This window comes from Pseudarthrobacter sp. MDT1-56, assembly GCF_059383555.1.
In genome coordinates this window covers 334879-360864 of record NZ_JBWZCK010000001.1, presented here as the reverse complement: position 1 = coordinate 360864, position 25986 = coordinate 334879, and the positions used below count along the sequence as shown (strand labels likewise).

Annotated in this window: 36 protein-coding genes and 1 tRNA gene; 19 read left to right on the top strand and 18 right to left on the bottom strand. The window is 66.3% G+C overall.

Annotation, left to right across the window (positions count from 1 at the left end; translation table 11 throughout):
* Positions 1-6: 6 nt before the first annotated feature.
* On the bottom strand, positions 7-552 hold the full coding sequence (locus tag AC50YC_RS01760; protein WP_494951926.1) for an acyl-CoA thioesterase: 546 nt from the start codon (positions 550-552) through the stop codon (positions 7-9).
* 5 nt (positions 553-557) lie between these two features.
* Positions 558-956: a hypothetical protein gene (locus AC50YC_RS01755; RefSeq protein WP_494951925.1), complete on the bottom strand. Its 399-nt coding sequence runs from the start codon at positions 954-956 to the stop codon at positions 558-560.
* A gap of 60 nt (positions 957-1016) precedes the next feature.
* Here AC50YC_RS01755 and AC50YC_RS01750 point away from each other — a divergent pair, with 60 nt between their 5' ends.
* The gene (locus AC50YC_RS01750; RefSeq protein ID WP_494951924.1) at positions 1017-1505 is read left to right on the top strand and encodes a GNAT family N-acetyltransferase; all 489 of its coding nucleotides are present in this window, start codon (positions 1017-1019) and stop codon (positions 1503-1505) included.
* A gap of 17 nt (positions 1506-1522) precedes the next feature.
* Here AC50YC_RS01750 and AC50YC_RS01745 read toward each other — a convergent pair whose 3' ends face one another.
* From AC50YC_RS01745 to AC50YC_RS01720, 6 genes are all read right to left on the bottom strand, one after another.
* Positions 1523-1927 carry a VOC family protein gene (locus tag AC50YC_RS01745; protein WP_494951923.1) on the bottom strand — a complete coding sequence of 135 codons (405 nt, stop codon included), beginning with the start codon at positions 1925-1927 and terminating at the stop codon, positions 1523-1525.
* 52 nt (positions 1928-1979) lie between these two features.
* Positions 1980-2522: a GNAT family N-acetyltransferase gene (locus AC50YC_RS01740; RefSeq protein ID WP_494951922.1), complete on the bottom strand. Its 543-nt coding sequence runs from the start codon at positions 2520-2522 to the stop codon at positions 1980-1982.
* Positions 2523-2543: 21 nt separating this feature from the next.
* Positions 2544-2828 (bottom strand): hypothetical protein, encoded by a 285-nt coding sequence (locus AC50YC_RS01735; protein WP_494951921.1) that lies wholly within the window; start codon positions 2826-2828, stop codon positions 2544-2546.
* Positions 2810-3271 carry an MgtC/SapB family protein gene (locus AC50YC_RS01730; RefSeq protein WP_494951920.1) on the bottom strand — a complete coding sequence of 154 codons (462 nt, stop codon included), beginning with the start codon at positions 3269-3271 and terminating at the stop codon, positions 2810-2812. Before AC50YC_RS01730 ends, AC50YC_RS01735 begins: the two co-directional genes overlap by 19 nt.
* An 85-nt stretch (positions 3272-3356) precedes the next feature.
* Complete coding sequence (locus tag AC50YC_RS01725; RefSeq protein ID WP_494951919.1) at positions 3357-3689, bottom strand: hypothetical protein; 333 nt, start codon at positions 3687-3689, stop codon at positions 3357-3359.
* 14 nt (positions 3690-3703) lie between these two features.
* Positions 3704-4426: a GAF and ANTAR domain-containing protein gene (locus tag AC50YC_RS01720; protein ID WP_494952167.1), complete on the bottom strand. Its 723-nt coding sequence runs from the start codon at positions 4424-4426 to the stop codon at positions 3704-3706.
* A 123-nt stretch (positions 4427-4549) separates the two neighbouring features.
* Here AC50YC_RS01720 and AC50YC_RS01715 point away from each other — a divergent pair, with 123 nt between their 5' ends.
* The 8 genes from AC50YC_RS01715 (at position 4550) to AC50YC_RS01680 (ending at position 8293) form a co-directional block, all read left to right on the top strand.
* Positions 4550-5143 carry a GAF and ANTAR domain-containing protein gene (locus AC50YC_RS01715; protein ID WP_494951918.1) on the top strand — a complete coding sequence of 198 codons (594 nt, stop codon included), beginning with the start codon at positions 4550-4552 and terminating at the stop codon, positions 5141-5143.
* A 53-nt stretch (positions 5144-5196) separates the two neighbouring features.
* Positions 5197-5826, top strand: a complete 630-nt coding sequence (locus AC50YC_RS01710; RefSeq protein WP_494951917.1) for a GAF and ANTAR domain-containing protein — start codon at positions 5197-5199, stop codon at positions 5824-5826.
* 26 nt (positions 5827-5852) lie between these two features.
* Complete coding sequence (locus tag AC50YC_RS01705; protein WP_494952166.1) at positions 5853-6287, top strand: DUF1810 domain-containing protein; 435 nt, start codon at positions 5853-5855, stop codon at positions 6285-6287.
* A gap of 13 nt (positions 6288-6300) precedes the next feature.
* Positions 6301-6660 carry a VOC family protein gene (locus tag AC50YC_RS01700; protein WP_494951916.1) on the top strand — a complete coding sequence of 120 codons (360 nt, stop codon included), beginning with the start codon at positions 6301-6303 and terminating at the stop codon, positions 6658-6660.
* 160 nt (positions 6661-6820) lie between these two features.
* Complete coding sequence (locus tag AC50YC_RS01695; RefSeq protein ID WP_494951915.1) at positions 6821-7009, top strand: hypothetical protein; 189 nt, start codon at positions 6821-6823, stop codon at positions 7007-7009.
* A gap of 119 nt (positions 7010-7128) precedes the next feature.
* A complete protein-coding gene (locus AC50YC_RS01690; RefSeq protein WP_494951914.1) occupies positions 7129-7395 on the top strand; it encodes a hypothetical protein in 267 nt (88 codons plus the stop codon).
* A gap of 52 nt (positions 7396-7447) precedes the next feature.
* Positions 7448-7780 (top strand): ArsR/SmtB family transcription factor, encoded by a 333-nt coding sequence (locus AC50YC_RS01685; protein ID WP_354169160.1) that lies wholly within the window; start codon positions 7448-7450, stop codon positions 7778-7780.
* Positions 7781-7795: 15 nt separating this feature from the next.
* Positions 7796-8293, top strand: a complete 498-nt coding sequence (locus AC50YC_RS01680) for an SRPBCC family protein (RefSeq protein ID WP_494951913.1) — start codon at positions 7796-7798, stop codon at positions 8291-8293.
* Positions 8294-8402: 109 nt separating this feature from the next.
* Here AC50YC_RS01680 and AC50YC_RS01675 read toward each other — a convergent pair whose 3' ends face one another.
* Both AC50YC_RS01675 and AC50YC_RS01670 read right to left on the bottom strand, forming a co-directional pair.
* Positions 8403-8726 carry an SHOCT domain-containing protein gene (locus AC50YC_RS01675; protein ID WP_494951912.1) on the bottom strand — a complete coding sequence of 108 codons (324 nt, stop codon included), beginning with the start codon at positions 8724-8726 and terminating at the stop codon, positions 8403-8405.
* Between the two features lie 32 nt (positions 8727-8758).
* On the bottom strand, positions 8759-9214 hold the full coding sequence (locus AC50YC_RS01670) for a DUF6325 family protein (RefSeq protein WP_494951911.1): 456 nt from the start codon (positions 9212-9214) through the stop codon (positions 8759-8761).
* A 192-nt stretch (positions 9215-9406) separates the two neighbouring features.
* On the opposite strand from AC50YC_RS01670, the gene AC50YC_RS01665 reads away from it, so the two are divergent.
* From AC50YC_RS01665 to AC50YC_RS01635, 7 genes are all read left to right on the top strand, one after another.
* Entirely contained in the window at positions 9407-9595 is a 189-nt protein-coding gene (locus tag AC50YC_RS01665) for a hypothetical protein (protein WP_494951910.1), read from the top strand.
* A 180-nt stretch (positions 9596-9775) separates the two neighbouring features.
* The gene (locus AC50YC_RS01660; protein WP_494951909.1) at positions 9776-10990 is read left to right on the top strand and encodes a PP2C family protein-serine/threonine phosphatase; all 1215 of its coding nucleotides are present in this window, start codon (positions 9776-9778) and stop codon (positions 10988-10990) included.
* 180 nt (positions 10991-11170) lie between these two features.
* Positions 11171-12448 carry a PP2C family protein-serine/threonine phosphatase gene (locus AC50YC_RS01655; protein ID WP_494951908.1) on the top strand — a complete coding sequence of 426 codons (1278 nt, stop codon included), beginning with the start codon at positions 11171-11173 and terminating at the stop codon, positions 12446-12448.
* Positions 12445-14442, top strand: a complete 1998-nt coding sequence (locus AC50YC_RS01650) for a glycosyltransferase family 2 protein (protein ID WP_494951907.1) — start codon at positions 12445-12447, stop codon at positions 14440-14442. Before AC50YC_RS01655 ends, AC50YC_RS01650 begins: the two co-directional genes overlap by 4 nt.
* The gene (locus AC50YC_RS01645) at positions 14426-14758 is read left to right on the top strand and encodes an STAS domain-containing protein (RefSeq protein WP_494951906.1); all 333 of its coding nucleotides are present in this window, start codon (positions 14426-14428) and stop codon (positions 14756-14758) included. Before AC50YC_RS01650 ends, AC50YC_RS01645 begins: the two co-directional genes overlap by 17 nt.
* Positions 14751-15179 carry an ATP-binding protein gene (locus tag AC50YC_RS01640; protein ID WP_494951905.1) on the top strand — a complete coding sequence of 143 codons (429 nt, stop codon included), beginning with the start codon at positions 14751-14753 and terminating at the stop codon, positions 15177-15179. The genes AC50YC_RS01645 and AC50YC_RS01640 overlap by 8 nt, the downstream gene beginning before the upstream one ends.
* 153 nt (positions 15180-15332) lie before the next feature.
* A complete protein-coding gene (locus AC50YC_RS01635) occupies positions 15333-16562 on the top strand; it encodes a glycoside hydrolase family 26 protein (protein WP_494951904.1) in 1230 nt (409 codons plus the stop codon).
* Positions 16563-16830: 268 nt separating this feature from the next.
* Here AC50YC_RS01635 and AC50YC_RS01630 read toward each other — a convergent pair.
* Both AC50YC_RS01630 and AC50YC_RS01625 read right to left on the bottom strand, forming a co-directional pair.
* Positions 16831-16912 (bottom strand) — tRNA-Tyr (locus AC50YC_RS01630).
* 150 nt (positions 16913-17062) lie between these two features.
* Entirely contained in the window at positions 17063-17317 is a 255-nt protein-coding gene (locus tag AC50YC_RS01625; RefSeq protein WP_494951903.1) for a hypothetical protein, read from the bottom strand.
* Between the two features lie 211 nt (positions 17318-17528).
* Between AC50YC_RS01625 and AC50YC_RS01620 the strand changes: the two genes are divergently transcribed.
* Complete coding sequence (locus AC50YC_RS01620) at positions 17529-18020, top strand: YajQ family cyclic di-GMP-binding protein (RefSeq protein WP_494951902.1); 492 nt, start codon at positions 17529-17531, stop codon at positions 18018-18020.
* Positions 18021-18082: 62 nt separating this feature from the next.
* Here the strand turns inward: AC50YC_RS01620 and htpX are convergent, their stop codons facing one another.
* On the bottom strand, positions 18083-18955 hold the full coding sequence (gene htpX / locus AC50YC_RS01615) for a zinc metalloprotease HtpX (RefSeq protein ID WP_494951901.1): 873 nt from the start codon (positions 18953-18955) through the stop codon (positions 18083-18085).
* Between the two features lie 48 nt (positions 18956-19003).
* Positions 19004-20275 carry an MFS transporter gene (locus AC50YC_RS01610; RefSeq protein WP_494951900.1) on the bottom strand — a complete coding sequence of 424 codons (1272 nt, stop codon included), beginning with the start codon at positions 20273-20275 and terminating at the stop codon, positions 19004-19006.
* 138 nt (positions 20276-20413) lie between these two features.
* On the opposite strand from AC50YC_RS01610, the gene AC50YC_RS01605 reads away from it, so the two are divergent.
* A complete protein-coding gene (locus AC50YC_RS01605; protein WP_494951899.1) occupies positions 20414-20908 on the top strand; it encodes a Fur family transcriptional regulator in 495 nt (164 codons plus the stop codon).
* Positions 20905-22413, top strand: coding sequence for a catalase (locus AC50YC_RS01600; protein WP_494951898.1), 1509 nt, complete (start codon positions 20905-20907; stop codon positions 22411-22413). The genes AC50YC_RS01605 and AC50YC_RS01600 overlap by 4 nt, the downstream gene beginning before the upstream one ends.
* Before the next feature lie 71 nt (positions 22414-22484).
* On the opposite strand, the gene AC50YC_RS01595 is transcribed toward AC50YC_RS01600, so the two are convergent.
* The 4 genes from AC50YC_RS01595 to AC50YC_RS01580 are packed head-to-tail and all read right to left on the bottom strand — an operon-like array spanning position 22485 to position 25939.
* Positions 22485-23360: an ABC transporter ATP-binding protein gene (locus AC50YC_RS01595; RefSeq protein ID WP_494951897.1), complete on the bottom strand. Its 876-nt coding sequence runs from the start codon at positions 23358-23360 to the stop codon at positions 22485-22487.
* Positions 23350-24123, bottom strand: coding sequence for an ABC transporter permease (locus AC50YC_RS01590; protein ID WP_494951896.1), 774 nt, complete (start codon positions 24121-24123; stop codon positions 23350-23352). The genes AC50YC_RS01595 and AC50YC_RS01590 overlap by 11 nt, the downstream gene beginning before the upstream one ends.
* Positions 24120-24962 carry an ABC transporter permease gene (locus AC50YC_RS01585; RefSeq protein WP_494951895.1) on the bottom strand — a complete coding sequence of 281 codons (843 nt, stop codon included), beginning with the start codon at positions 24960-24962 and terminating at the stop codon, positions 24120-24122. The genes AC50YC_RS01590 and AC50YC_RS01585 overlap by 4 nt, the downstream gene beginning before the upstream one ends.
* Entirely contained in the window at positions 24959-25939 is a 981-nt protein-coding gene (locus AC50YC_RS01580; RefSeq protein ID WP_494951894.1) for an ABC transporter substrate-binding protein, read from the bottom strand. Before AC50YC_RS01580 ends, AC50YC_RS01585 begins: the two co-directional genes overlap by 4 nt.
* Between the last annotated feature and the right edge of the window lie 47 nt (positions 25940-25986).

Genomic DNA, 25986 nt, shown 5'->3' with positions numbered 1-25986 from the left:
ACCCGCCTAGGCCCAGACGTGGGGTGCCGGGCGCCGCGCGCCCGGCAGGGCGTTCGTTTCGCGCCATTCGTGGATCCATTCGGGCAGTTCAAGATCCGCCGGAGGCGCCCCGAATTCGCGGAGGATGTCCTCCTGGCTGACCGGTTTGCCCTTGCTGACCAGGCGGGTGGCGATGAAGGCGCGGGCGTAGATTTCCCCGTCCACCACCATGCGCTGTTCGAAGTAGATGGCTTTCTCGTCCAGGCCGATGATCTTCGTTTCGATCGTGTACCGCTGCCACAACTGCAGGGACCGGCGGAAGGCGATGGTCTCCCCGGCTGCCACGGGGCTCCATCCCCGGCGGCGCATGGCCTTCCAGGTTCCGCTGCGGGCCATCAGGTCGAACCGGCCCAGGTCCATCAGGGAGAAATACATGCCGTTGTTGACATGCATCGCGATGTCAATGTCTGTGGGCAGGACTTTCAGCGGCAGCGACGACGTGTCCCAGATGCTCAGCGGGGAGCGGCGGGAGGACGTGAACAGCAGGACGAGCGTGCGGAGGAGCAGATGCATGGGGACTATGTTACCCGTGAGTAACAACGCTGCCAAGGACCGAAACCGTGGCTTTGTGTCCGGGACCGCGGACCAGCCAGCAGTTGTTGGCCCCGATCACCCGCTGCTCCCCCGGGTCCGCATGCGGCAGCCCCGACGATGGCCCGCTCTGGCGCAATCTGCGGGTCCACGTCTTCGCTGCGGTGGAGCAGAACGGTGGTCACCTCACTTGGCGTCCGGCTGTGCATGGGATCCAGATAGGCCGGCAGGAAGTATTCGGCGCTGCCTCCGTGGTCAACCAGCACCACAGCGATCCGCGGCGGCCGGCTGCCCCCAGCCTGTTGCCGGGCCTCCGCCATGAACTGGTCGAAGATCACGGGAGTCGTCACGGTATCCGGGCCGCCGCCTACCAAGAAGATGCTCATGGCTTCAACGTACCCGGCTCGCTGCGACGTGGGGCAGGAAATGAGTATTACGCTGTGCGGATGACACCAGAGCCGACCGTCCGGGCCGCCGTGCTGGACGACGCCGCCGGCATTGCCCGGGTGCACCTTCAGGCCTGGCGTGAGAGCTACGCCCATCTGCTGCCCGCCTCATCCCTGGCCGGGCTGCAACAAGGCCCGCGGGAGGCCAGATGGCGCGGGATCATCACCGCTGCCACCTCGGACATCTGGGTATCCTGCGCGGGCAAGGAGATTGTCGGGTGGGCGAGCGCGGGCGCCGGCCGCGATGACGACGGACCCCGCCCCAGGGAATTGGAGGGCATCTACGTGCTCGCCAGCCAGTACGGCTCGGGGGCGGGGCAGCTACTGTTGGACGCAGCCGTGGGCGACTCGGGCGCCTACCTCTGGATTGCGGAGCAGAATCCCCGCGCTTTCGCCTTTTATCGGCGCAACGGTTTCGTCCCGGACGGGGCCACCGCGGTGCATGAGCTGGCCGGCACCCCGGTCCGGATCCTGCGGATGGTGCGCTGAGCCGACCGGGCGCGGCGTCAGTCCGTGGCGATCAGCTCGGCTTCGAAGCCGTCCGAGTTCACCAGGTAGGCGGCGAAGTGGTCCGGGCCCCCGGCGTGCGGGTACTTCTCCGGGAACAGTTCACACCAGCCGTGCCCGACGGCGGCCGCGGCGAGCGCGTCGACCTGTTGCCGGGTCCCGGCGCTGAAGGCCAGGTGGTTGAGGCCGGGAGCGGTGCGGTCATGCGTCCGGCTGCTGAGGGCAGGGGATTCCTCGACGACGATGTAGGTCGGCCCCCGCCGCCAGCTGCACCCGTCCGGCCAGTCCTGGTAATCCTGGTAGCCCAGCCGGGTCAGGAGCCAGCCCCATTCGTCCCTGGCGCGGCCGAGGTGCGGCACCCACAGTTCAACATGGTGCAGGGCACCGAGCGATTCATCAGTCACCCAGAGAGTCTCGCACGGCCGGGGGTGCCGGTTTCCGCCGGGTCCCGGCACCTCAGTACAGGATGCGCTGGAAGAGGATGTGATCCTGCCAGCCCCCGGCAATGTTGAGGTAGGCCGGTGCCACACCGATTTCCGTGAACCCCGAGCGTATAAGGATCTTCTGTGAGGCGGCGTTGTGCTGCAGGGTCGCTGCCTGCAGCCGGTGCAGGCCCAGCTCGTCCCGGGCCGCGTCGACGGCGAAAGCGACTGCCGCGGAGCCGATCCCGCGCCCGTTATAGTCCTTGTCCACCCAGTACCCGAGGTGGGCGCTGAGGAACGGCCCGCGGACGATGCCGCTGAGCGTCATGAGGCCCACGATGTTGTCCCCGTCCGTCAGCACCCACGGAAGGTCGGATCCCGCGATGAACAGGGCCAGCTTGGACTGGACACTCACCATCTGGCCGTCAACGGTAAAGAATTCCTCGGCCCGCAGCGGCTCCCAGGGCGCCAGGTGTTCGCGGTTACGCCGGTAGGCGGCGCACATGAGTTCCGCGTCGGAGGCTTTCAACACCCGGATCCGGACGCTGCCCGCCAGCGCCCTGCTGGTCCCGGTCATCCGGGAGCCCCGCAAGGCGCCTCAGTCTTCGTCATCGTCGTCGTCGTCGTCTTCGCTCGAATCGGTGCCCCGGACAGTCACGCTCGCCACGCCGTGCAGGTCCATCAGGGGAAGGACCAGGTTGCGCAGCGGATGGCGGCCGAAGAACCGCACCTCCATCGAGACCATCGGTTTCTGCTCGTCCCCGGTCCTCCGGGTGCGCAGGATCGAGGAACTGAACCCCATGGTGGTGGCGATCTCGAGGATCTGCCGCAACACGCCCTGGCCATCAGCGTATTCGATGTGCATCACGCGGTTTCTGTCCACGGAGGGGATTTTGCGGACTGCGGGGCAATCACGAACAGCGTGATGAGGTGGAAGATCGTGAGCACGACGCCCAGGGAGACCATACCGGCCCCGCAGGCCATTCCGACCGCGGCAGCTACCCAGATGGTGGCGGCCGTCGTGAGGCCACGGACCACGTCCCGGCCCTTGAAGATAACGCCGGCGCCCAGGAAGCCGATCCCGCTGACGATCTGGGCCGCGATCCGGGACGGGTCCAGGACGGCTCCGGGCTCCATCACAAAGGCGAAGCCGTACGCGGACACGAGGGTGAAGGCGCACGAGCCGAGTCCCACGAGCACATGGGTCCGGTAGCCCGCGCTCTTTTGCCGGACCTGCCGTTCGATACCGATCAGGGAACACAGCACAAACGTCGCGAGCAGCAGTCCGGCTTCCACCAGGCTTGTGTCGGTGAAGAATGCGAACACGCCACCCGCCTTTCCTCGACCCGTCAATCAGCGGCGGGCCGGCCCGGGATCACTCACCCTTTTGCTGACTCTAGCAATGCGGCGGCTACTCGTCGTCGGACTTTTTTCCGGACCCTTCGTCTGACCAATCACCGGAGCCGTCGTCGGGCGATTTGTCGGGCGCATCGACGCTGTACGGGGCCCGCGGCGTGCCGGAGTACAGCTCATCCAGGCGTTCGTTCAGTGCGTGGGCGAGGATGTCGCGCTGCAACGGGGGCAAAGCCATGGCGCCGTGGATGTAGGCCTCCACCTCGAACTGTCCGGCGTGGCCGCCGAGGGTGAAGTACCTCAGCCACAACTCTTCAATGCCGACGTCGGCATGGCGCAGCGAATCGGCGAATCGCCGCCGCTGTTCGCTCTCCTCGTCGCCCAAGGCCATGCCGTCGTCCTGCGTTAGTTTTCGAAGGGTCTGGCCGTAGCCAGCAATTCTGCCGCGACCAGGGCCAGGGGCTTCCCTGCCTGCCGCGACAGCATCATCAAGTCCCGAAGTGCCCTGTCATCATTGGTACCGTTCCGCGCCATCAGCAGGCCCTTGGCCATGCTGATCGTGTCCCTCTGCGCCAGGGATTCCTGCAGGCGGTCACTCAGCGTCCGGGCAGCCTCACGGGCGTGCGAGTGGATCACAAAGAGCGTAGCCTGTTCGGCAAAGAGCTCGGCCAGACGGACCGCGCCGTTGCCGGCCAACTGTCCGCCGTCGGAGTAGACCTTGACCGCTCCCAGTGCAAGACCGCCGGACAACAGGGGGCAGCTCAGCGAGGATGAAATTCCGAGGGAGGCCGCGGCTGGAGCCCAGCGCCGCCAGCGGCGGTCCGAGGCCAGATCCTCGACCAGGACCGTTTCCCCGCTCGCCCAGGCCGTGATGCACGGGCCTTCCCCCAGCTCGTACTGAAGTGCGTCGGCTTCAGCCACGACGGTGTCGGACGCGGCAGTGGTGTGCCGCTGACCCGAGCTGTTGATCAGGGACACTCCGGCACCGATCGCGCCAGGGATCGCCGCTGTCGCGGCGTCGGTGATTAGCCGGAGGGCGTGGGCTACCGTCTCTTCGGTCAGCAACAGCTTCGTGGCCCGGGCGAAAACAGCGGTGATCTCGTCAGCCAACGGCAGTTCCACGGTCATCTTCACCTCAGGTCCAAACCGGCAGGAGGCCAGCCGGCGCGCATCGCCGCAGGCTCCAAGCATACGGAGTTTCTTCTGAGCCTGACCACCATCTCCGCGACCCGCCTCGGCGGTCCGGAGCCCATGCTGTGTGCGATCACGGTGGAACGGGATGGCTCCCCGGCCACCGTTGCCAGCAGCGGCGAGGACGCGAAACGGCTGGACGAGAAGCAATACGCCTTCGACGACGGCCCGTGCCTGACGGCCTTGCGGCATGGAACCACCGTCCTGGTTCCTGATGTGGCAGCTGACGACCGCTGGGAGCACTACGCCTCCGCGGTATCCGGCGAGGGAATCCGGTCGGTCCTGGCCGTGCCGATCGCCACGGATCCGGGTTCCGCCGCGGCGCTGAACTGCTATTCCCGCACGAGCGGCGTTTTTGACACTGACACTGTCCGGGAGGTGGAGCGCCACGCCGTATTTATGTCCCGAATATTGCGGCTGGCACTGAAGGTCCATCCCCCGGAGATTTACCCGGAGCATCTCCGGTCCGCTTTGAAGTCCCGCGCCGTTGTTGACGCCGCCGTCGCCCTCATCATGGTGCAGAACCGCTACAGCAGGGAACAGTCCATGGAGCTGCTCCACCTGGCCGCCAGGGCGACCGACACGAAGCTCCATGCGATTGCCGCGGATATCCTGCAGGGGGCATCCCTACCTTCGGCGGACCCCCCGCAATAGGATGGGAGAAAGCCGCCGTCCTATCAGCGTGCGGCCGGGAATTGGGGGCAGCTATGCGTGAGGACCGTGCTTTTTCGTCGACGGCGCAAAACGTCAACGGCAGCGCCGGCACGCTGTTGGATCTTTTGCTTGAGAGCACCCAAGCGGGTTCCGGCGTCGACGATTTCCTGGCCGAACTGTCCGGCCTGGCGGCGGAGGAAGTCTCTTACCCGGGACGCGACGTGTCCTGCGGGATCACCGTCGACCGGCGGAAGCAACCTTCCTCAGCAGCGGGCAGCACCGGCGAGGGATCCGCCAGCACGCTTCGGATCCCGCTCGTCCTCGACGGCGAGAGCACAGCGGTCATCAGCTTCTACTCGCCGCTGGTCGAGGCATTCTCCAACGACGAGGTGGAGCAGGCGCACCAGTTTGCCGCGGAAGCCTCGCGGGCACTCGTGCTGGCCCTGAGGATCTCACAGCTCGGCGAATCCCGGGATGACCTTGCCGCCGCCATGCAGTCGAGGACCACCATCGACATAGCTGTCGGGGCCATCATGGCCCAGAACCGGTGCGGGAGGGAATCGGCGTTCAAGATCCTTCGGAATACCTCCAACAACAGAAACATGAAGATCCGCGACGTCGCGGCGGCCGTCGTGGCCTCGATCGCCGGCGATACCGACATGACGGCACGGTTCGAGGAATGAGTCCCCGCGGAGCCGGGGAGGACGCAGTGGAGGATCCCTTCGATCTGGAACGGTTCGTTACGGCCCAGGACTCCGGCGGAACCTACCGGCGTGCCCTCGACGAACTCCGTGCGGGCTCCAAGCGCAGCCACTGGATGTGGTTTGTGTTTCCGCAGATCGCCGGGCTCGGGCAGAGCCCGACCGCCCGGAAGTATGCCGTGACCTCTCTCGATGAAGCGAAGGCTTATCTGGGTCACCCGGTACTTGGTCCACGCTTGGCCGAATGCGCCGGAGCAGTGGCCGGTCTCGAGGGGCGCACCGCGAGGCAGATCTTCGGCGGCACCGACGAGCGGAAGCTGCACTCCTCGATGACCCTCTTCTTCCGGGCGGACCCCCGGCAGGAGGTCTTCCAGGAGGTCCTTGCGAAGTACTTCGACGGGATTCCCGATGCCGCCACGGACCAGCTCCTCGGCAAGGATTAGGGCGCCGCGTCCCATGATCAGCATTGGCTCCATCGTCATCCGTGTCGATGATCTCCAGCGCCAACTGGATTTCTGGACTGCCGCGCTGGACTACGCGCCGCGGCGGCCTCCCGAGGAAGACTTCGTTGTTCTCGAGCCGCGGAATGGGGCCGGCCCGAACATCTCCCTGGACCGTGTCCCGTCGACGGTCCAGATCCCGCCCCGCATCCACCTCGACCTCTATTCGGAGCAGCAGGACCGCGACGTCGACCGGCTCCTGCGTCTCGGTGCGAGCCGGGTGGAATGGAGCAAGCGTCCCGCCGATGCGGACTACGTCATTCTGGCCGATCCAGAGGGCAACCGCTTCTGCGTTGTGGATACGGCCGGACGGTAGCACCGCCAGCGCCGGACCCCGTCACGACAGCGAAGGTACCGCGCCGTACGATTTCGGGATCGCGTAGGGGTTGACCGGCCGGCCCCGGTTCGGCAAGCAAGGTATCGACGCGCGGCGGGAGGCGGAGGAGGATTAAAGGGCAGTCACGATTAGGAGGTCAGTGATGTGCTATCAGTACAACAGGGAGTTCCGGCGGGACATCGAGAAGGATGAACTAAAGGAAACCGAGGTGCGTCCGGAGCCCCGGGCGGAGTCGTCTGGCAACAAGTTCTGGGCGTTCCCCCGCCGCAGCCGGGAATTCACCGTCGAGGAGCCGGCAACAACTGACCGGACCCGCGAGAAGGTCTAACCGGAATACCAAGGAAGGCTCCTCCACGGGGGGCCTTCCGCTCCGTCAGGCTCCGCCGTGCGGGCGTTCCGAAGGACGTGCGGGAGACTGGAAGTCCCCAATACGAAGGCAGGACCGCATTGATCAATCTCCAGCAGGACGCCGAAGGCTTCATCCGCATGAAGCGGCACTTTCCCGGCAGCACCGTCATTTCCGTGACTTTCAATGATGGCTCCTCGGAGGAGTTCACCGGCCAGCAGCTCAACGCCCTTTACGACGAGGCCCTCGCCGTGTACCGGGCAGAGAATCACCTCGACGCGAAGGGATATTCCCGGGCACCGAAAAAGACGGTCCAGCCCGCCAACGCGATCGAGTTCGTCGCGGTGCACCCCGGCATGGCCAAATAGCGCTCTCAAAAACTGTTGACACCGCCGTACGTGCGGAATATTCTACAACCAAATGGTTGTAGATGAGCTGAGAGACGCTGACCTTGACCGCCTGTTCCAGGCGTTCGCGGATGCCACCCGCCGGGACATCGTCACCCGCGTGACGGCCGGCGAGTATTCGGTATCAGGGCTGGCGGAGCACTACGCCATGAGTTTCGCCGCCGTACAAAAGCACGTGGCGGTATTGGAGCGCGCCTCCCTCGTGACGAAGGAACGGCGCGGACGGGAGCAGATCGTGCGGGCCCACCACGATGGCCTACAGCGAGCTCGACGGCTGCTCGATGAGTACGAATCGATCTGGCGGCAGCGGGCTGACCGGATCGCAGACATTCTCGCAGAGGGATAGGAAGAGAGTTCCGTCATGACCGTAATCAGTTCGCACAAGAACGCCGAAGCCCTGAGCTTCACCGTCGTCGCCGAGTTCGATGCCGGCGTCGAGCGGGTCTGGCAGGTCTGGGAAGACCCGCGCAAGCTCGAACGCTGGTGGGGCCCGCCCACCTGGCCCGCGACCTTCGACAGCCACGACTTCGTGGCCGGAGGGAAGGCCAGCTATTACATGACCGGCCCTGACGGCGAGAAGAGCCGGGGATGGTGGCGGTTCACCGCCATCGAGGCCCCACGTCGCCTGGAGTTCGACGACGGATTCGCCGACGAAAACGGCGACCCGGTCCCCGCGATGGGCACGAGCCACGCTGTGATGGAGCTTGAGGCAATCGACAACCGCACGCGGATGACCATGGTGTCGACGTTCGACTCCGCAGATGCCCTGGAGAAGGTGCTCGCCATGGGCATGGAAGAGGGCATGAAACAGGCCCTTGCGCAGATCGACGCCATCCTCGCCGAGACCAAAGTCAGCTGACCGGAACGGGTCCGCAGCTAAAGCCGAAGCCGCAGGGAAGCACCCCCGCAGCTGCCTTCCGGGGCAGCGCGGGGGTGATTTATCGGTTCGAGCGGGCCGGCCAGCCGGTCTAACCGCCGAGGATCTTCGCCTTCTGTACCCCGAACTCCTGCTCCGTGAGAATCCCCTGCTCCTTCAACGCCGCGAGCTCTTTGAGCTGTTGGATGGCGTCGTTGGAGATTCCGCCCGCGGCGGCCGGGGGCGGAGCCGGTTGCTGGTACGCCGCTTGCTGCTGCTGGCCCACTTGTTGGTCGTAGGCCTGCTGCTGCCTCGCCGCGGTCGCGGCATCCTTCTCGGCGAACTTCGAAGCCTGCCTGCGCTGGACGCGGCCGCTGACCGCAGATGCCGTCCCGGCAACGACTGCCGTCCGCGCCATACCCCTAAGCAGTCCCATGATCTTTCTCCTCTCGCATCGCGTTTTGTGTGTCAGGCTACGGGCCGCTTGGCCTCGAGGGCCTCGAGCGCCTCCATCACATCCGGCGCAGGGATCCGCGTACTCGCAACGAGCTCGCCCCCGCCGTCGCGAACGGCCGCCACAAATGGTGCCGCCCAGATGTTTTCGAAGACAATCAGCGCGGCGAGGGTCCCTGGCATAAGCGCGCTTGTTGCTTCGGCGATTTCCTCCTCGCCGAGAAGCCCGGACTGCGCGCCATCGAAATATGCGAACGCCTCCGCGGGACTGCCCGGGTCGGTGAGCTCAAGCACCTCGACCGCGCCGTCCTCGTTCTTCATGACAATGAGGAGATCGAAGAGCCGGATCACACGCTGCTCCACGAGCCTTATGAGCTCGTCACCCGCCCGTCCCGTCAGCCCTGCCATGGGGAACTCGAGGAGCACAAAGTCGACCGGCCCGTGGACCTCAGTCTCCGGCGTGGTTGTCACTGGCTTTCCTCCGTTCTGATTGGAGCGCCCTGTCCGGCACGCTCGTCTAAGTGTGGACGTCGCCTGCCGGGGCGCCACCACCCGCATCGGGTGATCCCGGGGGCGTGTCCTATAGACCACTACAACGCCCGCGGCGGGGTACCCACATCATCCCTTTCGGGTGACCCCAATCGAACGGGCTGGACCCCCGCAATGAGGCGAGAGTGCGGTACGTTTCTCGGACACGACGACGGCCGGGACGCCATCCTGAAGGCTTGGCAGGATGGCGTCGCCTCGGCCCCGGCTGGCCCGGCAACGGGGGTGGTGTCCACCTGGAACCATCCGGCCACCATCGTTGGAGCGATCGCCGGCCTCCGGGCAGTCGGGACCATCCTGGTCTGAAGCGGGAACGCCGGCTTAATATACCGTCCAGCCGCCGCTGGAAAGAGGGCGCTTCCCTGCTCCCCCCGCGATGGGCGGTAAGCTCATCCGAGGTTGAGCGCCCGCCGCGGCTTCGGGACGACCCGGCTACTCTGACGAGTAGGTCCGTGAAGGATGCTCCCCCTCAACGTTGGAGGACGTATGACAAGCACGGAACACCCATCCCCCACCAGCCTCCGGGGTCCTGACGCCCCGGAATGGGCGCGGCTGGAGGACCTGTCTAGGACCCGCCTGCTGGACACACCTTCTGAGGAACGCTTCGACCGGATCACGCGCTTGGCACAGAGCCTTTTCGGGGTCAGCGCAGCCAGCGTGTCGCTCATCGCCGAGAACCGCCAGTACCTCAAATCGTTCGTCGGCCCGCTGTCCCGCGAATCGGACCGAGGCGACGCCTTCTGCGCCGAGACGCTCAAGTCCTCTGAAACCATGATCGTGGAGAACGCCCTCACCGACGAACGTTTCCGGAACAACCCGCTCGTGACGGGCAACCCCCACATCAAGTTCTATGCGGGCCACCCTCTCACCGGACCGGGCGGCACCCATGTTGGGACGTTCTGCATCATCGACCAGTCGCCCCGGTCGTTCGGTGCGGAACAGCAAAGAATCCTCGAGGACCTGACCCAGATCATCCAGCGTGAGATGAACCTTTCATGGGACATTGACCAGGGAGCCCGCACGCAAAGAGCTCTCTTGCCGATCACTCCGCCCGCCCCGGCCGGCTATTCGCTGGGAGTCTGCTTCTATCCCGCCTTCGGGCTCAGCGGGGACTTCTACGACCTCGGCACCACGGTGTCCGGACTCTTCCGCATGACCGTCGGCGACGCCATGGGCAAGGGTGTCGGTCCCGGGCTCGTGGCAGGTGCGGCGCGTTCCGCGTTCGCTGACGCCGGCTGGGACGCGGACCCGTCCCGCCTCCTCCGGGACGTATCTGACCGCATCGACGGGACGCTGGCCCGCGCAGGGTCCTTCGCTTCGGTCTTCCACGCTGTCATCGACCCTGCAACTGGCACCGGCCTCTATGCGGACGCCGGCCAGGGATTGACCCACATCCTGCGCGCCGACGGCACCGTCGAGCGCCTGCCCCCCACAGGACCACCGCTGGGGCTGGTCCCCGGTGCGGCCTGGAACCAGCGCCCCATCGCGCTGTCTCCCGGAGACGCGGTCCTGATTCCGACCGACGGCCTCCTCGACCTCCACGGCGGCGACCTCGGCCTGCTCGCCGCCGCCATGACGGATTGCCGGACGCAGGACGACGCGGACGCCGCCGTAAAAAAATTGTGCGACCGGCGGGGAAAATCCGTCGTCCTGGACGACATCACGGCCGTCCTTTTCCAGCGCGCGCCGGGCCGAAGCTAAGCTCCGACACCGGTCCAAGGCCGCCAGGCGTCTCGCTGGAGCTATCAGCGCCAAAGGATCGGTAGGATTCATGGGGACAAGAGCTGGGGAAGTCTGGATTTAGGGGAATCAGTGGCGGCAACGGCAATGCGGGAAGCCGTCGTGACGGGTGTGGACGGACAACCATGGCAGCGGCCACGGATGGCGGCCATTATGACGGGTGTGGACGAGCTGTCGCCGCTTCGGAAACAGCTGCCGTTCGCGCTGTTCTTTGTCGTCGCCGCAGCGATGAGCAGCGCGATCGCGACCCTGACGGTCAGTGACTGGACGGCGCTGGCAGCCGGGGCGGTGCTGACGGCAGCGGCCACCGGCTTCGCCGCCGTGGCGGGCAAACCGGAGCTGGCACGCTTTGCCATCATTGTCCCTTCCTTGGATTTCCTGGCAGCCGGAGCCTTGCGGCACGGCACGGGGGAAAGCCACTCCATCTATGCCTCGATTGTCCTGCTGCCGGTGCTCTGGTTCGCCGCTATGCAGGGCCGCCGCCACGTGGCCTACGCGGCTGTAGGAGCGACAGTGGCCATCATGGTCCCGTTTGCTCTCGGGTCGAGCATCGACGCGAACCCCAACGAGCTCTTCCGCGGGCTGTTCAGCACGATGATCTTCGTCCTGGGCGCCCTTGTGGTCAATGAATTGGCGCAACGGGCGCGACGCCGGCTCCACACCGCGCGCGAGCAGGCGGCCGCCGCCACTGCCGAACTCAGCCGCGCCGCCCAGATCCAGCGCTTCCTGCTGCCCAAGGACGCCGCTCCCCTCCCCGGCTACCAGACAGCCGGCGCCTGCATCCCCTCCACCGCCGTCGGAGGGGACTTCTTCGACTGGTACCTCATCGAAGAGGGGCTCGGCTTCACCCTCGGTGACGTCATGGGCAAGGGAGCCGGCGCCGGCATGATCGCCGCCACGACGCGGGCCGTCATTCGCAGTGCCCGAAACAGCGGTGACCCTGCGACCGCCCTGACCCTTACGCAGGATTGCCTGGCTACCGACCTGAGCCAGGCGGGAACCTTCGCGACGCTCTTCCACGCCCGGCTCAGGGCCTCCGACGGGCGGATCCTGTTCGCCGACGCCGGCCACGGCCTGACCCTGGTGGTCCGCGCGGCGGGCACCTGGGAGAGGCTCGTCTCTGACAACTTCCCGGTCGGATTGCTCCCCGACACCCGCTGGGAGTCCCTGGAAACACGGCTGGGCCCCGGCGACATGATTGTCAGCTTCAGCGACGGAGTCCTGGACCTCTATGACGGAACACTCGCCGCGGTTGACGAGATCGGACGGCTCGCCGTCTGCGCGGGGTCCGCGGAAGAGCTCGTCGATGCCGTGCGCCGGCGGGCACAGGGAACCCCCAACCCCGATGACGTGACCATCCTGGCCGTCCGGCGGGACGACCTGGGCGACCTGAACGCTCACGCCGGTGAAACCCCATGAGGCCCTTCTGGGTCCGGCTCGTCGTCGTACTGACGGTGCTTACCGGGGTGAACTACATTGCCTGGCGCTGGCTGGCGTCGCTGAACTGGGACGCCTGGTGGATCGCCGTGCCGCTCGTCGTCGCCGAAACGTACAGCCTCATCGATGTGATGCTCTTCGGGATGACGGTCTGGCGGCTCAAGACCCGCACCCCGCCGTCACCGGCTCCTGCGGACGCCACTGTCGACGTTTTCATCACGACGTACAACGAGCCGCTGGATCTGGTGATGACGACGGCGCTGGCCGCCAAGCAGATCCGGCACCCGCACAGCACCTGGATTCTTGACGATGGTGACCGGCCCGAACTCCGGGACCTGGCCGCCGCGCACGGTCTGGGGTACGTGACCCGCAGTGCGGCGTGGAGCGGGATGCCCCGGCACGCCAAAGCCGGGAACCTGAACAACGCGCTGATGATGACCTCAGGGGAGTTCCTGCTCATCCTGGACGCGGACCAGATCCCCGAACCGGACATTCTGGACAAGACGCTGGGCTACTTCAACAACCGCAGGATTGCCCTCGTCCAGACACCCCAGTACTTCATCAACGTCCCGGCGGACGATCCCCTGGGCAGCCAGGCTCCGTTGTTCTACGGCCCGATCCAGCAGGGCAAGGACGGCTGGAATGCTGCCTTCTTCTGCGGCTCCAACGCCGTCCTCCGGCGGGAAGCCCTGATGCAGCTGGGGCTGGTTGGCTACGTCAAGGAAACGGAAAAGAGCGTCCGGCGCGCCCTCGGCGCCTCCCAGGCCGCTATCCGGAAGGCGCGCAAAGCAGCCTCCAGCGAATCCGTCCTCCTGCAGCAGACCCTCGACGAAGTCGAAGCGGCGACCCAGGAGGCCCGCCGCCAGCTCGACGCCGGCGGGTCATTGAGCGAGATCACCTACCGGGCGCGGCGGCGGGTGGACCAGGCGGTCCAGTCGCTGGTGCTGGCGGACGTGTCCGCCCTGCAGGCCGATCTGGAGGAAATCGCAGCGATGTCCCCGGTGGAGATCGGTGAAGCGGGCGTGCCCGTGGTGACCGACGATGCGGTGCAGCGGATGGCGGCCCGTGACTGGTCCCCGCTCGGTGCCATCGAGTCCGTCCAGGCGGTGCTGGACGCCCTGTCGGTGGAACGGACCGACGAGGCCCAGCCTGTGATGCCGCTGGCCACGATCTCCGTGACCGAGGATATGGCAACGGCCATGCGGCTGCACGCCATGGGCTGGCAGAGTGTGTACCACCATGAAGTCCTGGCTAACGGGCTGGCACCGGAGGACATCGGCACCATGCTGACCCAGCGGCTCCGCTGGGCCCAGGGCACCATGCAGGTGTTCCTGCGGGAAAACCCGCTGGTCCAGCGGGGACTCAAGCTGGGCCAGCGGCTCATGTACTTTGCGACCATGTGGACCTACCTCAGCGGCTTCGCCGCCGTCGTCTACTTCGCCGCACCGATCGTTTATCTGCTCTTCGGAATCCTGCCCGTCACCAGCCTCAGCACCGACTTCTTTGTCCGGTTCATACCGTTCATGGTGGTGAACCAGCTCCTGTTCGCCATCGCCGGGAAGGGTATCCCCACGTGGCGCGGGCAGCAGTACAGCCTCGCGTTGTTCCCGACCTGGATCAAAGCCTGCACGACGGCGGCCCGGAACGTCTGGTTCGGACGCCCGCTCGGATTCGCCGTCACCCCCAAGGACCGCCAGTCTGGCGGCCCGCGGTGGAGCCTGATCCGCCCGCAGATTGCGGTGTCCGTCTTGCTGGTCATCGCGGCTGTCGTGGGGATTGGGCGGCTTGCTGCCGGAATGTCCGAACCGATCGGCACACTGGTCAACGTACTCTGGGTGGTGTTTGACCTCATCGTCATGAGTATCCTGTTCCGGGCCGTCAGGTACCGCGGGTACCCGGGTGGCGATTCCCACGATGAGACCGACAGCACCACCGAGTCATCCAAAGAAAGGGCCATCCGTGGACCTGAGCTATGAAGTGAAAGACAGCTACGCCGAGATAACGGCCGCCGGCCGGCTCAACATGGTGTCAGCGCCGAAACTGCGGGAAATGGTTGCGGAAGTTGTTGCGGCGGGCTCCTCGAGGATCGTGATCAACCTGGAAGAGACGGCGTTTATGGACTCTTCCGGCCTCGGAGCCCTGATCGGATGCCTCAAGGCCGCCCGGCAGGCCGGCGGCGACCTTCGGATCGCGGCAGTCCAGCCCCAGGTTCAAATGGTCCTTGGCCTGACCAGCATGGACAAAGTCCTGACGTCGTACCCCTCCGCAGCCGAAGCTTTCGGCGATGACTGACGTCCTCGCCCGGCGGACGCTGCGCCAGGCGGCACGTCCGGAAGTCATCGAGGCCGTGCACACCGAGCTGGATGGGCTGTGGGACGACGCTTCCTTTGTTCCGGACATGGACCGCATGACATTCGCCACGGCCGTCATCGAGGCTGCCAGCAACGTGGTGCAGCATGCCGTTCCCGAATCCTCGGAGCCGGTGGAACTCGGGGTCGACATCAGCGTCACGCCCATCAGGCTCGAGGCGCGGGTCAGCGCCTTCGGCGCAGCTTCCCCCGACCCCATTGATACGGAAGCGGCCATGCCCGACGGCGAGGCTGAATCCGGGCGCGGCCTCGCGCTCATCCGCGCCCTCGTCACCACCGTGACGTTCAAGCGCCAGGACGGGACGAACACCTGGATCCTGTCAAAGTCCCCACTGCACAACTAAGCGGAATGCTTGGACAATCCTCGGGATGTCCTGCGTCTTTTTAGCCCCCGGGGCGGGCCGGCCGTAGCGGACACTGGAAACTACGGCTTCCGGTGGAGGCCGGGTACCGTCACGATGCCCCGCCGTACCCGGCGCCCGGCCGAGGAGTTTTCGATGAAGCCGATAAGAAGCCTGGCGTGCATCCTGGCGCTGGTGGTCGTGAGCCTGTCGCTGGCAGCGGTCCCCGCGCAGGCCGCAGCCGCGGCCATCAGCCTTAGTCCGGCCCAGGGCCCGGCGGGAACCACGGTCACCGTCACCGGCACCGGTTTCCCGAAAAAGAGCTCCGGGATCCTCAGCGCCGGCACCAGCTCCGCCGCCTTCAAGGTGGGCGCCTCCGGATACTTCAGCGCCGCCGTCGTCATCCCGCAGACTTCCCAGCCGGTCCTTGACGTCCAGGCCACTGCCGGGACCGTCAAGGCCTCGGCGGCCTTCACCGTCGTCGCGGCCCCAGTGACCGACACTGCGCCGCCGCCACCGGCCATCAGCAGCGCGCCGCTGCGCTTCGGCGTCGGCACGCCGGGCGGGCCGCTGGCATCGGCGGAACTGGACCAGGCCGCGTCCCTTGCCGGCGAGGTGCCGTCCGTCATCCTGTCCTACAAGGACTTCAACCAGGCCCCGCCCGTTCCGGAGCTGGACGCCGCCCGCAGCCGGGGCGCCACGACCCTGCTGACGTGGGAGCCCTGGGCCTGGGGCGGCGGAACCGAACAGCCCGCCTATGCCCTCGACCGCGTCACGGCCGGCGACTTCGACCCCTATCTGCGGCAGTGGGGCGCGGCGCTGGCGTCCTGGGGGCATCCGGTGATGCTGCGCTTCGGGCACGAGATGAACGGCAACTGGTACCCGTGGTCCGAGGGCGTCAACGGCAACGGACCCGGTGATTACGCCGCCGCGTGGCGGCACGTTCACGACGTCGTCGCTGCCACCGGCGCCGCCAACATCACGTGGGTCTGGAATCCCAACGTCCCCTATTTCGGGTCGACCCCGCTTGCCGGCCTGTACCCCGGCCCCGGCTACGTGGACGCGGTGGCACTCGACGGGTACAACTGGGGCACGTCGGCGGCCTGGAGCAGCTGGATCTCGCCGACGGAACTCTTTGGCCCAGGCCTGGCCGAACTCAGACGGCTCGCGCCCGGCAAACAGGTGCTCATCGCAGAAACATCGTCCGCGGAACAGGGCGGCTCGAAAGCGGACTGGAACACGGCACTGATCAGCTACCTTGCAGCGCAGTCCGACGTCACAGCGGTGGTCTGGTTCAACTTCAACAAGGAAACAGACTGGCGGATCAACAGCAGCACCAGCTCCGCCACGGCGCTGGCCGCTGCCCTCGCCGAGCGCCGCCAATAGCGGGATGCCACCTCCGGCGGGACGCTCTGCACGTTCCGCTACAGCCTCTGGCGCGGGTTTTCCTGCTTGCGCGGCCCCCGAGTCGGGACGCGCAGCAAGTTCCGCTACGCTTCCGGACGCGCGCTGCGCGGATCCGGGGTGCCGCCGTCCGAATCCGCGCGCCGCGTCCGAAACAGGCGCGGAAACTGGGTCCTGGCGGGCACTCCGGTCTGAGGCAGGAAAAGAAAAAGCCTCCGGAACCTGTTGGTTCCGGAGGCTTTTCCAAGGGTGGCAGATGAGGGATTCGAACCCCCGTAGGCGTTGCCAGCTGATTTACAGTCAGCCCCCTTTGGCCGCTCGGGTAATCTGCCGAACTTCAAAAGAAGATCACTCGCGGCTTCCATCGTCAGAACGCCTGTTTCCAGTCCGTTCCGCTTCCAGTAACCGCGGGCAAGACAACTTTACAGAACTTCTGCCGAAGAATCGAATCGGCGCTTTTGGGCCCCAAAAACCCCGGAAAATCAGGCTTCTCCCAGGATGCGGCTGGCAAGTTTGGACTCGAACTTCGCAGCCTGCTCCTCCGTGATCTGGTTCAGCTGGACGGCACGCGCTAGATCGGCGTGGACGCCGTCCAGCCGCGACGAGGCATCCGCGGCCGGGCTGAAGATGATGGAGGCCGCCAGCGTCGCGGCCGCCATCGAGGACGCGGCGGCGGCGATACCGCCGGCGGCAGCTGCCGTGGAGCGGATCACATTCCGGCCGGGCTTGTTCTGCATGAGCTCTACCTTTCGAGCGACTCTTCCAACTCCTGCAACTCTGCCCCCCGAAACTTCGTTCCCGCCCTGACTCAGCTTTGAGCGGACTGTGAACGGGACTATGAAGGCGACAATGTCCCGCCGGCCTTCACATCAGGGGCATCCGTACTAGGCTGGATTGCAGAAACAACGGCCCCTCACCGGGCACCCCCCAACCACCAGGAGGACAGTCATGGCAGGCGAATCCACATTCGACGTCGTCAGCAAGGTCGACAAGCAGGAAGTCGCCAACGCGCTGAACCAGGCCCAGAAGGAACTGGTCCAGCGCTACGACTTCAAGGGCGTCGGCGCCGAGGTCGACTTCAGCGGCGAGAAGATCCTCATGAAGGCCAACTCCGAAGAGCGTGTCCTCGCGGTCCTGGACGTGCTGCAGTCCAAGCTCATCCGCCGCGGCATCTCTTTGAAGTCCCTCGAGACGGGTGAGCCGTACGCTTCCGGCAAGGAGTTCCGGCTCGAGGCCACCATCAAGGAGGGCATCGCGCAGGACCTCGCGAAGAAGATCAACAAGCTCATCCGCGACGAGGCCCCCAAATCCGTCAAGTCGCAGATCCAGGGCGACGAGCTCCGCGTGACCTCCAAGTCCCGCGACGACCTGCAGGAGACCATGAACCTGCTGAAGGGCTTCGACGAGGCCGACCTGCAGTTCGTGAACTTCCGCAGCTAGTTATCTCTCCGCGGCGCAGAGTCTCCCCGGGGACCCCTGGCACCCCGGTTAGACCCGCAGGGCTAGCCCAGCGGCCTGCCTGCCATCCGCTCCAGCCGGCCGATCCGCTCGCTCATCGGCGGGTGGGTCGAGAACATTTTCGCGGCACCACCGCCGCGGAACGGGTTCGCGATCATCAGGTGCGAGGCGTTGACCAGCCGCTGGTCCTGCGGCAGCGGCGCGAGTTGGACGCCCTGCTCGATCTTGCGCAGGGCTGAGGCGAGCGCCAGCGGGTCTCCGGTGAGCTTGGAACCGTCCTCGTCGGCGTCGAACTCCCGGGTGCGGGAGATGGCCATCTGGATCAGCGAGGCAGCAAACGGTGCCAGCAGTGCCATCGCGATCGCGGCGAGCGGATTGGCGTTCCGCCGGTCCCCGCCGCCGCCGAAAATCAGGAACATCTGCGCCACCGAGGTGATGACGCCGGCGACGGCGGCGGCCACCGAGGAGGTCAGGATGTCCCGGTTGTAGACGTGCATCAGTTCGTGGCCCAGCACGCCGCGCAGTTCCCGGGCGTCGAGCAGCCGGAGGATGCCTTCGGTGCAGCACACCGCGGCGTTTTGCGGGTTCCGTCCGGTCGCGAAGGCGTTCGGGGCCATCGTCGGCGAGAGGTAGATCCGCGGCATCGGCTGCTGCGCCGTGGCGGAGAGCTCCCGGACAATCTGGTAGAGCTGCGGCGCCTGGGCCTCCGTCACGGGATAGGCCTGCATGGCCCGGATGGCGATTTTGTCACTGTTCCAGTAGCCGTAGGCCGTGGTGGCGACGCCGATCAGGGCCATGATCCAGATCGGTGCGGCACTGCGCATGCTGGAGGCCATCAGCGCGCCGAGTCCCAGCAGCACGGCCCACAGCACACCGAATAGGGCCGCGGTCTTCAGTCCGTTGTGGTGCTGATGCACTGTTCCTCCAGAAGTCGTCCCATGGACTCTCACCCGGAAGACGTCCCGCTACGGCACCGGGTTCCGCGCGTCGTACTTCAGGAAGCCCGACTGCCAGTGCGCCACGGCCCAGGCCGCCGCGATGCACACCAGGCCGCCCAAAAGCAGGACCCAGCCTTCACTCAGAATTTTAGTCCAACCGCCTGCGAGCACGTCCCCCACGCGGGGCCCGCCGGCCACCACCACAATGAAGACGCCCTGCAGCCGGCCACGCAGGTGGTCCGGGGTGGACGCCTGCAGGATCGTGGTGCGGAAGACGGCGCTGACGGAGTCGGCGATGCCGGCCAGGCCGCAGCACAGGGCCGCCGGCAGCAGCCACCACGTCACGCCTCCGGCTCCGGAGTTCCCGGCGAGGACGACGACGAGGCCGAAGCCGGCAATCGAGGCGCCCCAGCCCATGACGGACCAGACGACGGCGGCCCCCTGCCGCCGCACCGCCCCGAGGGGGCCGGAGAAGAGGCCGGCCAGGAACGCGCCGACGGCGGTGGAGGCCAGCAGGATCCCCACCGTGGTTTCGCCGCCGCCGATCATCACGGCGCCGATCGCGGGCAGCAGCGCCCGGGGCTGGGCGAAGATCATGGCGACGAGGTCGATGATGAAGGTCATCTTGAGGTTGGGGCGCGTGCCCAGGAAACGGAAGCCCTCGACGACGGACCGCAGCCCCGCGGGCCGCGCATGTTCGCCCGGCGGCATGGCGGGAAGCTTCAGCAGCGCCCACAAGGCGAAGGCGAAGGTGCCGACGTCGATCGTGTAAGTCCAGGCGAAGCCGACAGTGGCCACCAGCAGCCCGGCCAGCAGCGGCCCGGCGGTCAGGGTGAGGCCGAAGCTGATCATGCTCAGCGCATTGGCGGCGGGCAGGAGCTCCTTGCGGACCAGCAGCGGGATAATGGCGCTGCGGGCCGGCTGGTTGATGGCCTGCGCTCCGCTCTGCACCGCCACCAGGACGTACAGCAGCCAGACATTTCCCAGCTGCAGCCAGGCCTGCAGGGCCAGGCAGGCGGTGGTCAGCCACAGCACCGAGGAGGCCAGCAGCGCCACCTTGCGGCGGTCGTGGGCGTCCGCGATCGAGCCGCCCAGCAGCCCGCCGAAGACCAGCGGGACAAGGGCAAAGATGCTCAGCAGTCCCACGTAGAGACTGTCCTGGGTGAGCCGGTAGACCTCCAGGCTCACGGCAACCAGGGTCAACTGGCTGCCCAGGGCGGCGACGGCGGATCCCAGCCACAGGCGGCGGAACGCCGGACTCTCGCGCAAGGGCGTGATGTCCGCCAGATATTTCCCCACCCGGATACTCTAGTGGCGCCGGAGTGCCTGACCGGTGCACCCGGTGCCCGACGCGCGGCCCGCCGGCAGGCCACCGGGAACGCTGTCATAAGCCGCGCCTTATTATGATCGACTCATAATAAATGCTTGAATGGGGGCATGACGGAATCGACGGGCCCCCACGAAGCATGGGCTGCCGCCCTGCGTGCCCACGGCCGCCGGGTGACCAAACAGCGGCTGGCAGTCCTCACCGCCGTCGAGCATCACCCGCATTCCCCCGCCGAGCACATCCTTGCCGCGGCCCGCCAGGATCTCCCCGAACTGACCGCACAGTCCGTCTATGTGGTCTTGGGCGATCTGACCGACCTGGAGATGTTGCGCCGCTTTGAGCCCCCGCACTCCCCCGCCCTGTACGAGACGCGGGTGGGCGACAACCACCACCACGCCGTCTGCATCAGCTGCGGCCGGGTGGAGGACGTCGAATGCGCCGTCGGCCACGCGCCGTGTCTGACGCCGAGCTGGGACGAGAACGCCAGGCCGATGACCATCCAGATCGCCGATGTGCTGTACCAGGGCATCTGCCAGGACTGCCAGCGCACCCAAAAACTTCCCTCCACATCTGAACAGCAAGAAATCAACAAAGGAGAAAGATGACTGCGAACCTTTCCGCGCCCATCCCGCACACCGCGACCACGACCCAGACCGGCGCCCCCGTCGCGTCCGACGAGCACTCGCTGACCACCGGTGCCGACGGAGCCACCGCGCTGCACGACCGCTACCTGGTCGAGAAGCTCGCCCAGTTCAACCGCGAGCGGATCCCGGAGCGCATTGTGCACGCCAAGGGCGGCGGCGCGTTCGGCACCTTCACGGTGACCGGCGACGTTTCCCGGTACACCCGCGTGGCTGCCTTCCAGCCGGGCGCCCAGGTTGGCACGGCCATCCGCTTCTCCTCGGTGGCCGGCGAGCAGGGCTCCCCCGACACCTGGCGCGACGTCCGCGGTTTCGCGACCCGCTTCTACACCCCTGAGGGCAACCTGGACATCGTGGGCAACAACACCCCCGTGTTCTTCATCAAGGACGGCATCAAGTTCCCGGACTTCATCCACTCGCAGAAGCGCCTCCCGGGCTCCGGCCTGCGCGATGCCGACATGCAGTGGGACTTCTGGACCCTCTCCCCCGAGTCCGCCCACCAGGTCACCTACCTCATGGGCGACCGCGGCCTGCCCCGCTCCTGGCGCGAGATGCACGGCTTCTCCTCGCACACATACCTGTGGACGAACGCCGAAGGCGAACGTTTCTGGGTCAAGTACCACTTCCGCTCCAACCAGGGCGAGCACAACATCACCAGCGAGCAGGCTGAGCAGCTGGCCGGCGCCGACGCCGACTACTACCGCCGCGACCTGTACGAGTCCATCGCCGAGGGCAACTTCCCCAGCTGGGACCTGCACGTCCAGGTCATGCCGTACGAGGATGCCAAGACCTACCGTTTCAACCCGTTCGACCTGACCAAGGTCTGGCCGCACGCGGACTACCCGCTGGTCGAGGTGGGCCGCTTCGAGCTGAACCGCAACCCGGAGAACTTCTTCGCCGAAATCGAGCAGATTGCCCTGTCGCCCGCGAACGTCGTTCCGGGCCACGACATCTCCCCGGACAAGATGCTGACGGCACGGGTGTTCTCCTACCCGGACGCACAGCGCTACCGCGTGGGCACCAACTACAACGAGTTGCCGGTCAACCGCCCGGTCTCGCCGGTGAACAACTACTCGCAGGACGGCTCGCTGCGCCACGGCTACAAGCCGGCGACCGCCCCGGTCTACGCCCCGAATTCCTTCGGCGGCCCCGTGGCCGACCCGGCCCGCGCCGGTGAAGGTTCCTGGGAGTTCGACGGCGCCCTGGTCCGCAGCGCCGCGACCCTGCACTCCGAGGACAGCGACTTCGGCCAGGCCGGCACGCTGTACCGCGAGGTCTTCGATGACGCGGCGAAGGCCCGTTTCCTCGACACCATCACCGGTGCCGTGGGCGGCGTGCAGAACGCCGAGATCAAGGAACGCGCCATCCAGTACTGGACCAACGTCGACGCCGAGCTCGGCGCCAAGCTGCGGGCCAACCTGGGCACAGCCTCTCTCTCCGACGCTGAGGCAGCCAACAAGATCGGCTGATCAGCTTCGAACCCAAACACCCCGCCACGGATCAAACCGCGGCGGGGTGTTTTCGTTATTGGCGTTACTTGCTAGGCGAGATCCACGCCCGAGGCGGTGGCCGGCGTCGGGCCCGCGCCGGAGCCTCCCGCGGCGGCCGGGCGGTGGCCCTTTTTGGCGAGCTGGATCTGCTCGTAGACGTGGTGGCGGAGTTCGGTGAAGCGCGGCAGCGACCGGGTCTCCAGCTGGTCGCGGTCCGCGGGCAGGTCGATGGTGATGTCTTCCTGGATCACTGTCGGGGAGCTGGAGAGAATGATGACCCGCTCGCCGAGGTAGACGGATTCGTCGATATCGTGGGTGACGAACAGGACCGTGATCCCCAGCTTCTTCCACACGGTGCGGATCAGGTCCTCCAGGTCCGCCCGGGTCTGGGCGTCCACGGCCGCGAACGGCTCATCCATCAGCAGGACCTCGGGCTGGTACGCGATGGCGCGGGCGATCGCCACGCGCTGCTGCATGCCGCCCGAGAGCTGCCACGGGTAGGACCGCGGGACGTGGGACAGGCCCACCGCCTCGAGGGCCTCATCGACGAGCTTGTCGCGTTCGGCCTTCGGGACGCCCTGGTTCTTCAGCGGCAGTTCCACATTGTCCCGGACCCGCATCCAGGGGAAGAGCGAGCGTCCGTATTCCTGGAACACCACGGCCATCTTCTTCGGCGGGCCGACGACGCGTTTGCCGTCCAGGAGGACTTCCCCCTCGGTCGGGGCCATCAGCCCGGAGATGCACTTGAGCAGCGTGGTCTTGCCTGACCCGGAGGGCCCCACCAGGCAGGCCAGTTCCCCCGCGCGCAGGTCGAAGGTGAGGTTCCGCACGGCCTCCACATCGCCGCCGTCGGTCTGGTAGACCTTCTTCAGCCCGCGGACGGAGAGCATCGCTTCCGGGCCCGCGTGAGTTGCGTCAGGCTGCATTTTCTACCTCTTTCTGGCCGTGGTACCAGCGCAGGATATTCCGCTCGGCCCACTGGAAGATGAATGACATGCCCACACCCAGCAGCCCGAGCACCACGATGCCGGACCACATCTCCGGGATGGAGAAGGAACGCTGGAACTGGACGATGGTGAAGCCCAGTCCCGAGGACGAGGCGAACATTTCGGAAATGACCATCAGGATCAAGCCGAGGGACATCGACTGGCGGACGCCGGCCATGATCTGCGGGCTGGCGGACGGCAGCACCAGGTACCGGACCCGGGCCCAGCCATCGATACCGTAGGTGTGGGCGGAGTCGGAGAGCACCGGGTCGACTGCGCGGACGCCCTCGATCGTGTTCAGCAGCACGGGCCAGACACAGCCGGAGATGATGACGACGACCTTCATGGTGTCGGTGATGCCCATGAGCAGCATCAGGACCGGCACCAGGACCGGAGGCGGGATGGCGCGGAAAAACTCCAGCGTCGGTTCCAGCAGCGACCGGAGCCATCGGACCGATCCGATCAGGACACCGCCGACGACGCCGATCACGATCGCCGCGAGGACACCCACCGTGAGCCGCCCGATGCTGGGCAGCACATCCGTGAAGATACGCTCGCCGAACCAGACCTCACCGAAGGTTTCGACCAGGCTGTCCGGGGTGGGGACGAAGAAGTTGACCGTCCCCAGGGTGGCGGCCCACCAGATCAGGATCAGGATCACCGGCAGGCCCAGGATGTAGCCGAGATTCTTCAGGGTCTTCATACGACCACCTCGGAGCGGACCGACGAGTGCCAGGCCAGGGTCTTCTTTTCGATGAAGCGCATCAGCATGTTGATCAGCACTCCGATCAGGCCGGTGGCGAGCACCAGGGCGTACATGCCGGAGATGGCACCGCCCGACTGGGCCAGGGCGATTTCGCGGCCGAGCCCGGGGGATCCGATCACAAGTTCCGCGGTGATGGCCAGGACCAGCGCCACCGCGCCGGCGAGCCGTACCCCGGTCATCAGGTAGGGCAGGGCGGTGGGAAAGACGACGTAGCGGATCCGGGCCATCCTGCCCAGGCCGTAGGTCTTGGCTGTGTTGTTGGCGACCATATCGACGTCGGCCACGCCGTAGAGCACCTGGATCAGGACCTGCCAGAAGGCGGCGTACACGATCAGCAGCAGCGACGACTCGATCTTCACGCCGAAGAGCAGCACGGCCAGCGGGATCAGCGCAACCGACGGGATCGGGCGCAGGAACTCAATGGTGGAGTTGGTGGCCTTCCGCAGGAAGTTGCTGGAGCCGATGATGAAGCCCAGCAGCACGGCTGCCGCCACGGCCATCGCGAGGCCCAGGAACCAGGCCTTCATGGTCTCGCCCACGGCAACCCAGAAGGCGGTGAGTCCAAAATCGACCACCAGCGCGGCAATGACCTCACTGGCGGGCGGCAAATAGTTTGCGTCGATGATGCCGAGCCGGGGAATGAGCTCCCAGGTGAGCAGGAAACCGAGGATCCCCGCGACGCCCAGCAGTTGCTTTGTTGGTACCTTGCGGACCTGCCGGTGCTGCCGCTCCACGTCGGGAGCGGCAGCACCGGCGGCCAGAGTCTTTGAACTCACGGGAGCAGTTCGTCTGCGTTCGGGGCTTTGGTCAGCGTGCCGTAGCTGGCGGCTGCGTCGCCGAGGACTTTGAACGCGTCCTTGTTGAATTCGACCCGGTACCGGGGCAGCGTGATCGCAGCCCGGGCAGCCTCGTCGATCTTGGTGTAGGTGCCCACGATGTCGCGGACTTCCTGCGGGTGCTGCTGCGCGTATTCGAGCGACTTGTTCATGGCGCGGGTGAACTTCTGCGTCAGCTCGGCCTTGCCTTGGATGGTCTCAGCCTTGGTGAAGTAGCCGGCGATGTCCAGTTCCGGGTCCATCTCGACGAAGTTCCAGGACACCACCTTGCCGCCTTCAGCCACGGCCTTGGACAGGAAGGGTTCGAGGATCCACGCCGCGTCCACCTGCTTGTTGGCCAGGGCCGCCGGGGCGTCCGGGAAAGCCACTTCAACGAACTTCACGCTGTTGGGATCGCCGCCGTCCTTTTCGACGACGGACTTGATCGTGGTGTCGCCGATGTTGGAGAGGTTGTTCACCGAGACGGTCTTGCCGGCGAGGTCTTTCGCGGACTGGATGTCCGAGCCCGCGGGTACGACGACGCCGCCGATGTCCTTGCCGATCTCACCGGTGGTGGAGGCACCATTGGCGACGAACTTCAGGTCCAGGCCTTTGTCCTTGGCGACCATGACCGAGATCAGGTTGGAGAAGGCGAAGTCGAAGCTGCCGCTGACGACGCCGGGGACGATCGCCGCGCCGCCGGTTGCGGTCTGGATGTCCAGCTGGAGTCCCTCTTCCTTGAAGAAGCCCTGCTTGTCGCCAAGGTAGATGGGTGCGCAGTCCACGATCGGAATGACACCGACGCTGACCTTGGTCAGGCCGGAATCTCCGCCGCTGGTGGCGGTTCCGCCTCCCGTGGAACTGGGCGAGCCACTTCCGCAGGCCGATAATCCCAGAACGGAGGCGGCTGCCAAGACGGCAATAAAACGACGTTTCATGTTCACTCCTATGTGCCCATTGGCATGGGAGTGACAAGCCCCCAGCC